The sequence below is a fragment of the Tsukamurella spumae genome (assembly GCF_012396015.1).
GTDB classification, from domain to species: Bacteria; Actinomycetota; Actinomycetes; order Mycobacteriales; family Mycobacteriaceae; genus Tsukamurella; species Tsukamurella spumae.
Window position 1 is genome coordinate 1 of the sequence record NZ_JAAXOQ010000068.1, and the last position, 1,807, is coordinate 1,807.

At 62.9% G+C, this 1,807-nt stretch carries 1 protein-coding gene; it reads right to left on the bottom strand.

All coding sequences use genetic code 11. From position 1 onward, the window contains the following. Positions 1-59 precede the first annotated feature (59 nt). Complete coding sequence (locus tag HF999_RS22060) at positions 60-1,601, bottom strand: hypothetical protein (protein WP_168547898.1); 1,542 nt, start codon at positions 1,599-1,601, stop codon at positions 60-62. Between the last annotated feature and the right edge of the window lie 206 nt (positions 1,602-1,807).

Here is a 1,807-nt window from a genome sequence, read left to right on the forward strand (position 1 = left end):
GAGCCCGGTGCACGCCGAGCGGATCTACTACGATCGACACCAGGCCACCGAAACGGTGCCTACCCTGCCTGACCAGCTGGTCCAGGTAGCCAACTGAGAGATCCTCCGGGAAACCCGGGGTGGTTCACTCCGCCCTTCGGAGTGGAAGCGGTTTTCCCGTCGATGCCGATCAGTGGGGCGGTGTAGTTGCGTGATCCGTTCGGGAGGATCTGAGTGATCGCTTTGGTGACATCGACAACGGGGATTGACAGGTAACGCTGGACCAGTGCGGCGAGCTGCTGTTCCAGTGTTTGTGAGTCCGCTGCCTTCTTCACTGCATCGATCGGAATCGGATCAGCATTGACCGGGTACGGCATGCTGATTGTCCCCTTCGAATAGTCGATGGGGCGGTCCTTCACCGCTTGCAGCTCGGCGGACTTCGCGGCGATTTCTTGTTGCAGTTTCTCCCGTGCGGGCACAGCCCATGAGTTGATGCGGTTCGCTGCGTCGATCGCTTCCTGACCTGCGTCGGGTTTGCCGTACTCGATACCGCCACCTGTACCTGAACTTGTGCTGGTCACTGGTGCGGCGACGCTGCCACGCAGAGCTGTGTTGGCGAGGTCGTGCGCGACAGCGTTCGGGTTGGTGACACTGCCCCAACTCGCGTCAACGGGCGCGCTAGCCGACGGGGTGTCGCGTGACTCCGCTTGTGGTAAATCCTGCGCGGGCGCGGGATGCCATGAACCGCGAAGCCGCGAGTTGATGTCCTGCTGCCGCTGACGTTCGTTCTCCGCTCGTTGGCCGAGCGCGTTATCCACTTCGGTCGTCGGGGCGGTCCTCGTGCTGGTCTTCCCCGAGTGGTCCGTCGTAGTGACCGTGGTAGTCCCGTTACCGTTATCAGCGGTCGAGGTCTGCGGTTCAAATGTCTGACTCGGCGCAACCTTCGGAGCAGGTGGAAGAGCGCGCTCCTCACCCGGATTGGGATTGCCTATGACGCTATCAACACCGTTCTCGTGGACGACCTCCTGCCCATTCGGCAAACGCTGCACCGTGATCTGCTTACCGTCCGCGCCCGTGCCGTTATCGGGGCCGTCCGCGATCAGCGGATAGAGTGCGCCCTTGTTCGGTTGGATGTGCTGCGTGACCGTCGACGTCGTGTCGTCAATCTTCTCGATGGAATACCAGGTGGGTTGCTCTCGCCCCAGTGCGTCTTTCGCCCACGGTGTCTTCACCGTCCGCACGGTTTGCCCGGTCGTTGTGTTCACCAAAACCACAGCACCGTCAGCACGTTCGACCAATTCCTCATCAGGAGCGGTAGGCACCTGGGTGGTGAAGTTTCCGGGGCTGTCGGGGGTGGCGAGGATGTACCAGGCTTTGGGTTCTCCGCCTTCGAGGTCGGGGAGGGTGAAGGTGACGTACCCACCGTGGTCGGCGTGCACATCCACATCGCTGGTGGTGACCTGCACCTCACCGGTATTGGCGGCCGCCTGCCCGGCTTCGAGGTTCTTGAGCGTCAGGGTGTCGAGAGCCGAGGTCAGTGTCTCTTTCGCGCCTTCGCGGGCGAGTTCACCAGGCTTCGAAGCCCACTCCACCAACCCGTAGACCCAGCCGACGAAGGGCACCGCGGCGGGCGCGTGAGTCGCTGCTGCGCCGGCAGCGGCGATGGGGTCAGTGAGGATCTGCGCGGGCGTCGCCGAGGCCAGGGCGTGTCAAATGGTCTGTGTAAGCCCTCCTCACGGAAGGATCACAGGGCATGACGGACTTGGTAGAGACGGTGGAGCAGGAGTTGCCTGAGGCTGCTGCGGCGACCGCGGATGGGCTGGCGGAT